Consider the following 6,679-nt stretch of genomic DNA (forward strand, 5'->3'; position numbering starts at 1 on the left):
GCGTGGCGCGGAGGGCTCTCCCTGGGCTGGGGGGTCAGGGCTGGGGGGTCAGGGGCGGGTGAGGAAGGCCAGGACGTGGGGGTTGACCTGGGGGGCGCCGGCGCTGGGGAGGGTGTGGTGGGAGGTGGCGGGGACGGTGGTGACGGTGGCGTGGGGGAGGGCGCGGCGGGTGGCTCCGGCGGTGCGGTGGGGGTCGTGGGTGCGGGTGCGGGCGGCGTAGAGGGCCAGCACCGGGGTGGTGAGGGTGCGGAGCCGGGCGGGGGTGGGGCGGGGGCCGGTGACGACGGGGGAGGCGGGGAAGTCGGCGTAGCCGAGGGCGTACAGCTCGCGCCAGTCGGGGTCGACGGCGGGGCCGGGGCCGGATTCCCAGTCGAGGTAGGAGCGGGCGCGGTCCGGGGTGCGGTGCGGGAGGAAGAGGGGCAGGGCGCGCAGGAGGTAGCCGGGGCGGAAGCCGGTGAAGCACTGGGTGGGGTCGAGGAGGACGAGGCGCCCGACCCGGGCGGGGGCGTGCAGCGCGTACTGGAGGGCGGTCCAGGCGCCGTAGGAGTGGCCGCAGAGGTCGGCCTCGTGGACGCCCAGCCCGTCGAGTACGGCGTCCAGCCAGCCGAGCAGGCCGGGGACGTCGCGTAGCGGGGCGCCGTCGTGGACGCTGCGCCCGGGGTCGCCGATCAGGTCGACGGCGAGGACGCGGTGGCCGGCCGCGGCCCAGGTGCCGGCGTTGGCGAACCACATGGCGGAGGTGGCGCCGCCGCCGTGGAGGAGGACGAGGGGGCGGCCGTCGGCGGGGCCGCAGGCGTTGACGCGGGTGGTGCCGTGGACGGTCCGGACGGTGAGGGGTTCGACCGGTACGGGCCAGCGGGCGAGGAGCTCGTCGTAGGCGGCGAGGAAGGGCGCGGTGCGGGCGGACATGGTGGGGCCTCCGCGGGTGTGGTGTGATCGCGTGCGGGCGGGCGGGTGATCGCCCGCCCGTAGAATCACTCGTTGGACAAGTATCTCGTTGAACGAGAGAATAATGGCACGGGAGTGCCCGAGGAAGGATGAGAGGGTGTCCGAACGCGAGGAGCTGATGCGGCTGGTCCACCTGCTGCGCGGTCTGACGGTCGAACTCGACCTGTTCGGGGCCGAGTTCGCGGCCCGCAGCGGCCTGCACCCGACCGATCTGCGGGCGCTGATCCACCTGCTGGACGCGGCCCGGGCCGGGCAGGTGGTCACCCCGGGGCGGCTCGGTGAGGCGCTCCGGCTGAACTCGGCCGGGACCACCGGCTTGGTGGACCGGTTGGAGCGGCTCGGGCTGATCCGGCGCGAGCGCGACCCGCAGGACCGGCGCCGGGTGCGGCTGGTGGTGGAGGAGCGGGCGATGGAGCTCGGCGAGGGCTTCTTCGGCGGGCTGATCGGCGACCTGGTCGCGGCGATGGGCCGGTTCGACCCGGCGGAGCTGGCGACGGCCCGCCGCTTCCTGGAGGCGATGACCTCCGTGGTGGCCGCCGCCCGGCAGGACGACCCTCGGGGCGCGCCCGAGGACGGAGCCTAGGCGGGGCCCAGGGTCCAGGCGATCACCGAGAGGGTCGCCATCGACACCAGGGTCGACCAGAGCACGGTGTCCCGGGCGAGGTCGGTGCCCTGTCCGTACTCGCGGGCGTAGGTGTAGATGTTCTGCGCGGTCGGCAGGGCGGAGAACAGCACCACGGTGAGCAGCTGGTGGGTGGGCAGGTGGAGCACCGGGCCGGCCACCAGCAGGGCGACGAGCGGCTGGACCAGGGTCTTGATGGCGACGGTCAGGCCGACCTCGGCGCGGCGCGAACGGCCGTCGGCCGCCGGGCGGTTGTGCAGCGACATGCCGAGGGCGACCAGGGCGGTCGGCACGCCGGCACCGCCGAGCAGGTCGGCGGAGTGGTGGAGTTCGGCGGGCAGTTGGAACCCGGTGGCCGAGGCCACGGCGCCGAGGGCGGTGGCGATCAGGATCGGGTTGCGCAGCGGCAGGGTGACCAGGGCGCGGCGGCCGGCCGCGCCGCTGTCCAGCACGGCCAGGACGGCCGGGGTGACCACCAGGATCTGGAAGAGGACCACCGGGCCGACGAAGGAGGCGTCGCCGACGACCTGCATGGTCACCGGGATGCCGAGGTTGGCGGAGTTGACGTAGCCGGAGGCCATCGCGCCGATCGCCAGTTCGCCGCGCTTGCGGCCGAACAGCCGCCACCCGACGAGCAGTCCGAGGCCGGTGGAGACGGCGGTGCCGGCCACGAAGGCGAGCATCGACGGGTTGGCGAAGTGTCCCAGCGGGGTGCGGGAGATCATCAGGAAGAGCGCGGCCGGCATCGCGACGTGGAAGACGAAGCGGGTCAGCACCAGCTCCGCCTGCGGTCCGAGCAGCCCGGCGCGGGCGACGACGTAGCCGACCGCGGTGAGGGCCCAGATCGGGGCGAAGGCGGACAGCAGCGGGTGGAGGTCTGGCATGGTTCCTCGGATCGCTCGGACGGGTCTGCCGGGTGCGGCGGGGATCGCCCGCCGGAGGGCCCCGGAACACCGGTGCCGCCGAGAACCCCCCGTGGCAGTAAACCAGTGGCCGTCCGGGTGTTGATCAAGGGGGCCCGGGTCCTGGGGTGGGATCCGGACCGGTGACCGGGGTGGGATCCGGGCCGGTGGCCGGGGCTGCGAGGGCGCCGCGGGGCGGGCCTACGATGAGCGGGTGGAGGACCAGTACCTGAGCCTGTCCGAGGTGGAGGCCGTCGCCCGCCGGGCCCACGAGGGGCAGGTGGACAAGAACGGGCACCCGTACGCCGAGCACATCGCGGCGGTCGCGGGCGGGACGGCGGCGCGCGGCGGCAGCGAGGCGCAGATCGCGGCGGGCTGGCTGCACGACACCGTCGAGGACGACCGGCTGAGCCGGGAGTGGCTGGCGGGGGCCGCGCTGCCGGAGGCGACCAAGGCGATCGTGGACGCGCTCACCCGGCGGCCCGGGGAGCCGGTGGAGGCGTACACCGCGAGGATCCTGGCCACGCCGGGCGCGCTGCTGGTCAAGCGGGCGGACCTGGCGCACAACTCGGACCCGGCGCGGCTGGCCGTGCTGGACGGGGCGACCGCCGAGCGGCTGGCCGCCAAGTACGCGCGGATGCGGGAGCTGCTGGGGCTCACCGGGGAGCTCTGAGGGCGCGGAGCGGCACGGGCGCGGACGGAAACGCAGAGGCGGACCCGCAGGGGCGGGAAGGCATGGGAGGGAACGCACGGGAGGGCCCGGGCCACGCGGATCGCGCGGCCCCGGCCCCTCCCGGGTCACCCCGGTGGTCCCTGTCCGACCCCCGGGGTGAGGGGGAGTGGTCAGGAGACGGGTGTCACGTCGGTACGCCGGTGGTCGGTCGGCTTAGTACCAGTGGTTGGCCTGCCAGAAGTTCCAGGCGGCGTTCGGGCTGCCGTAGCGGGTGTTCATGTAGTCCAGCGCCCACTTGATCTGGGTGGCCGGGTTGGTCTTCCAGTCCGCACCGGCGGAGGCCATCTTGGAGGCCGGCAGCGCCTGGCCGAGGCCGTACGAGCCCGAGCTCGGGTTGGTCGCCGTCACGTTCCAGCCGGACTCGTGGGAGATGATCTGGCTGAACGAGGCCAGCTGGTTCGCCGGGACGATCTGGGCGGCGATGGCCTGCGGGGAGGCGGTCGCGGCGTTCGCGGTGGCGGGCAGGACGCCCGCGCCCAGGGCGGTGAGACCAGCGGCGCCGGCGAGAATCGCGGCGGAAGTGCGCATACGGAGCTTGAAAGTGGGCATGTAGAACAGGACCTCAATCAGGTTGGGCCGAGTCGCGCCCCACCCAGGACCACGGGCCGGACAGGGGCCGTTGCGGTTGTGGGGCGCGACTCGGCGGTAAGCCGTCGACCGGTGGGACAGGAACCGGTGCGGCTGACGACGAGAGCCATTGTTGCCAGACGGGATCGGCCGCCGCCAAGACCCCCTCGTTACGACGCACCGTCGTAGGCGCGAGGGTGGCCGTGGATTCGAAGGGCGGCTCGGGCGGGGTGCTCGGACCGGGGCCGAGTCGGGCGGACGGCGGTCGGCCGACGGTCGGCCGACGGGAGGTCAGGGGGTGCGGCGAGGGGCTCCCGGCCACCACTACCCGCCGTCGTAGCCGCTTTTCGGCTGTGAGCGCACTCACCGTTTGGGCGGCGCGGCCGTCACCGGACGGTCCGGTCACAGCACTTTGGGTACTGACGATCTGTGCCCGGCGCCACAGGAATCGACCACGATGCGTGACCGTCCCCTGATCGGAGGTCACCGAAGGCCGTCAAAGGCCGCCGGGGATCACCGAAGGTCGCCGAGACGGCGGTGCCGGAGCGCCCGGGCGGCGAGCCGGTCCGCCTCGCCGGCGGCCGACAGCTCGCCGAGCGCCCGCGCGACCGCCGCGCCCAGCCGCTCGCAGAAGGCCGCCGGCTCCTCGGCGGCGTCCGGCAGCTCGGGGACCACCTCGTCCACCAGGCCGACCGCCGCCAGCTGCCCGGCGCCGATGCCCTGCGCCCGGGCCAGCTCGGCGGCGTGCGCGCCGTCCCGGTGCACGATCGCCGAGGCGCCCTCCGGCGGCAGCGGTGCCAGCCAGGCGTGCCCGGCGGCCAGCACCCGGTCGGCCGGGAGCAGCGCCAGCGCCCCGCCGCCGGACCCCTGGCCGAGCAGGACGGCGAGGACGGGCGTGCGCAGTGCCAGCAGGGTGGTCAGGCAGTGCGCGATCTCGACCGCGATGCCCTCCCGCTCGGCCCGGGCCGACAGTTCGGCGCCGGCCGTGTCCACCACGGTGACCAGCGGCAGGCCCAGTTGCTCGGCCAGTCGGGCGCTGCGCCGGACGGCTCGCAGGTCGGCGGCGGTGAAGGGGCGCTCGTGGTCGCCGCCCTGCCGCTGCCGGTCGTCGCCCTGCCGTTGCTGGCCGACGACCAGGACGGGGTGGCCGCCGAGCACGGCGAGGGCGCGGACCAGGGCGCCGTCGTGGCCGCCGGGGGCGTCGAGCAGGACCAGTTCCTCGGCGGTGCGGCGCAGCAGCTCGCGGGTGCCGGGGCGGTCGGGGCGGCGGGTGCGGCGGACGGAGTCCCAGGCGTCGGGGGGTGTGGCGGTGGGAGGCTCCGTAGGGAGGAGCGGGGCGTCCTGGTGAGGGGCGCCCTTATAAGGAGGAGGGACGGTCCCGAGGACGGCGAGCGTGCGGCGCAGCAGTTCGCGCAGTTCCCGCGGCGGGACCACGGCGTCCACCAGCCCCTGCCCGGCCAGGGTCTCGGCCCGCTGGACGTCCGGCGGCAGCTGCACGCCGCGCAGTTCCTCGTACACCCGGGGACCGAGGAAGCCGAGGCGGGCGCCCGGCTCGGCGAGGACTAGCTGGCCGAGGGTGCCCCAGGAGGCGAAGACCCCGCCCATGGTCGGGTTGCGCAGGTAGCTGAGGTAGGGGAGGCCGGCCGCGCGGTGGGCCTGGACGGCGGCGGTGATGCGGAGCATGCAGAGGAAGGCCGCCGAGCCCTCCTGCATCCTGGTGCCGCCGGAGACCGGCAGGGCGATCAGCGGGAGGCGTTCGGCGGTGGCGCGCTCGACGGCCCGGGTGATCCGTTCGGCGGTGGCGACGCCGATCGAGCCGCCGAGGAAGCCGAACTCGGAGGCGACCAGGGCGACCGGCCGGCCGTCGATCAGGCCGCGGCCGGTGAGCACGGCCTCGTCCAGGCCGGTGCGGGCGCGGGCCCGGTCGAGCGAGGCGCGGTAGTCGGGGTCGGCGGTGGGGAAGGCCGGGGGTTCGTCCCAGCTGTGGAAACCGCCCGGGTCGACCAGCAGGCCGATCAGCTGGTGGGCGGTCAGCGCGGTGGCCCTGGCGGTCGGCGTGCCGCCGCCCGTGCCGTCGCCCGTGCTCGCCCCTGAGCCCGCGCCCGTGCCGCCGCCCGTGCTCGCCCCTGCGCTCGCGCCCGTGTCCATGTCCACCCCGTCAGTGATCGTTCCGGTCCGGCACGGTCCGTCACTCTATGCGGCGCGGGCGCGGCGCTGTGGGAGTGCTGTGAAGGTGTGAGGAGCCCGACAGCGGGGGCGGACGGAAGTTCGACAGCGGTCGACCCAAGGGTGGCGCGGACCGTTCGTGGACGGCTTCGGCGGGCCGGCTCCGGCGGCCGGCGTACGGGTGAAGTCGCAGATGGGACAAGCGAGTTACCCGTCGGTAAAAAGTTGATTCAAGCCTTCCGGAGTTGTCGGTGGCCCGCCACACTGATGGACATGACCCGCACTCTACGCGCGTGGAAGACCCGCGCTGCCGCCATCACCGCCGTCGCCCTGATGACCCTCGCCCCCGTCGCCGTCGCCACCGAGGCGCACGCCGACGTGAGCGGCACGGTGTGCCTGTCCGCGCTGCCGTCGCAGGCCACCGACACCCTGAACCTGATCGCCTCCGACGGGCCGTTCCCGTACTCGCAGGACGGCGTGGTCTTCCAGAACAGAGAGGGCGTGCTGCCGAGCCAGTCGTACGGGTACTACCACGAGTACACCGTCATCACCCCGGGCGCCCCGACCCGCGGTGCCCGCCGGATCATCACGGGCGAGTCCTCCCAGGAGGACTACTACACCGGTGACCACTACGCCACGTTCTCGCTGATCGACCAGACCTGCTGACCTGCTGACCTGCTGATCTGTTGATCGAGTCCCGGTACGGCTGAGTCCACGTGCGGCTGAGTCCCGGTACGACGG

The 6,679-nt window shown here is 74.5% G+C and carries 7 protein-coding genes; 3 read left to right on the plus strand and 4 right to left on the minus strand.

Features of this window, described 5'->3' with window-relative positions; translation table 11 throughout:
* Positions 1-48: 48 nt before the first annotated feature.
* A complete protein-coding gene (locus tag ACFXPX_RS26370; protein ID WP_380643603.1) occupies positions 49-909 on the minus strand; it encodes an alpha/beta fold hydrolase in 861 nt (286 codons plus the stop codon).
* Between the two features lie 157 nt (positions 910-1,066).
* Between ACFXPX_RS26370 and ACFXPX_RS26375 the strand changes: the two genes are divergently transcribed.
* Positions 1,067-1,531, plus strand: coding sequence for a MarR family winged helix-turn-helix transcriptional regulator (locus ACFXPX_RS26375; protein WP_380531075.1), 465 nt, complete (start codon positions 1,067-1,069; stop codon positions 1,529-1,531).
* Here the strand turns inward: ACFXPX_RS26375 and ACFXPX_RS26380 are convergent.
* Positions 1,528-2,454: an AEC family transporter gene (locus ACFXPX_RS26380; protein WP_375893673.1), complete on the minus strand. Its 927-nt coding sequence runs from the start codon at positions 2,452-2,454 to the stop codon at positions 1,528-1,530. The genes ACFXPX_RS26375 and ACFXPX_RS26380 overlap by 4 nt on opposite strands.
* Before the next feature lie 232 nt (positions 2,455-2,686).
* On the opposite strand from ACFXPX_RS26380, the gene ACFXPX_RS26385 reads away from it, so the two are divergent.
* Positions 2,687-3,145, plus strand: a complete 459-nt coding sequence (locus ACFXPX_RS26385; RefSeq protein ID WP_380643606.1) for an HD domain-containing protein — start codon at positions 2,687-2,689, stop codon at positions 3,143-3,145.
* Positions 3,146-3,358: 213 nt separating this feature from the next.
* On the opposite strand, the gene ACFXPX_RS26390 is transcribed toward ACFXPX_RS26385, so the two are convergent.
* Together ACFXPX_RS26390 and ACFXPX_RS26395 are read right to left on the minus strand one after the other, a co-directional pair.
* Positions 3,359-3,733, minus strand: coding sequence for a transglycosylase SLT domain-containing protein (locus tag ACFXPX_RS26390; RefSeq protein ID WP_380409915.1), 375 nt, complete (start codon positions 3,731-3,733; stop codon positions 3,359-3,361).
* Positions 3,734-4,285: 552 nt separating this feature from the next.
* Positions 4,286-5,920, minus strand: a complete 1,635-nt coding sequence (locus tag ACFXPX_RS26395; protein ID WP_380643610.1) for a carboxyl transferase domain-containing protein — start codon at positions 5,918-5,920, stop codon at positions 4,286-4,288.
* A 291-nt stretch (positions 5,921-6,211) separates the two neighbouring features.
* Between ACFXPX_RS26395 and ACFXPX_RS26400 the strand changes: the two genes are divergently transcribed.
* On the plus strand, positions 6,212-6,604 hold the full coding sequence (locus ACFXPX_RS26400; RefSeq protein ID WP_375893679.1) for a ribonuclease: 393 nt from the start codon (positions 6,212-6,214) through the stop codon (positions 6,602-6,604).
* Positions 6,605-6,679 lie beyond the last annotated feature (75 nt).

It is taken from the genome of Kitasatospora sp. NPDC059146, from assembly GCF_042786665.1.
Lineage (GTDB): Bacteria > Actinomycetota > Actinomycetes > Streptomycetales > Streptomycetaceae > Kitasatospora.

Excerpts from the sequence above, each read along its gene's own strand:
- ACFXPX_RS26370 (WP_380643603.1), bottom strand. The coding sequence starts at position 909 with ATGTCCGCCCGCACCGCGCCCTTCCTCGCCGCCTACGACGAGCTCCTC.
- ACFXPX_RS26375 (WP_380531075.1), top strand. The coding sequence starts at position 1,067 with ATGCGGCTGGTCCACCTGCTGCGCGGTCTGACGGTCGAACTCGACCTG.
- ACFXPX_RS26380 (WP_375893673.1), bottom strand. The coding sequence starts at position 2,454 with ATGCCAGACCTCCACCCGCTGCTGTCCGCCTTCGCCCCGATCTGGGCC.
- ACFXPX_RS26390 (WP_380409915.1), bottom strand. The coding sequence starts at position 3,733 with ATGCGCACTTCCGCCGCGATTCTCGCCGGCGCCGCTGGTCTCACCGCC.
- ACFXPX_RS26395 (WP_380643610.1), bottom strand. The coding sequence starts at position 5,920 with ATGGACACGGGCGCGAGCGCAGGGGCGAGCACGGGCGGCGGCACGGGC.
- ACFXPX_RS26400 (WP_375893679.1), top strand. The coding sequence starts at position 6,212 with ATGACCCGCACTCTACGCGCGTGGAAGACCCGCGCTGCCGCCATCACC.